Below are 555 nucleotides of genomic sequence, written 5' to 3' on the forward strand. Positions count from 1 at the left end.
TATACCCAAAGCCACAAGATTCTCAGAGCGGACTTTGGGTATTGGCAATTAGGTTAGGCGACGGTTCGACTATTTTTCGTAATCTGGTTTTTTCGTCACGATGTAATTGGTTTCACTCGCCACTAACGCACCGTGCTTTAAGAAGTTTTTACCCAAAATCATGCTGTAATGAAAGCGTCCGCGATCTTGCAAATTCACGCGAATTTTCTTCTCTAAGTCACCCAGTTTGACGTGCATTTCCACCACCGGACGGACGTTTGCTTTCTCGCCTTTTTTCGCAGTAATTTTCATTACGTCTACCACTTCGCGAGTAAAGGCTTTTTGCATACCGAGGTCATTTTCGTAGGTAAAGCTCACCATGTCTTTGCCATCTTTTTGGAACAGTTTGATGTCCTTAGCATTGATAGAACTGACATCCGCACCGGTGTCCAGTTTGACCGGGAAAGACATGCCTTCCACTTCGGCCACTTCTATGTGGCCGGCTCGGAACAAAGGTTTGGCATCGAGCAAGTGGTCTGCGCGCGTATTCAGTAGCACGCCACCTTTAGCCATGTT

At 46.5% G+C, this 555-nt stretch carries 1 protein-coding gene; it reads right to left on the minus strand.

The genetic code is table 11. The features are described from left to right. Positions 1-69: 69 nt before the first annotated feature. Positions 70-555 (minus strand): ATP-dependent zinc protease (locus R7Q46_RS29335; protein WP_318078604.1); only part of this gene is annotated, 486 nt, incomplete at its 5' end.

The sequence above is a fragment of the Vibrio sp. 811 genome (genome assembly GCF_033339195.1).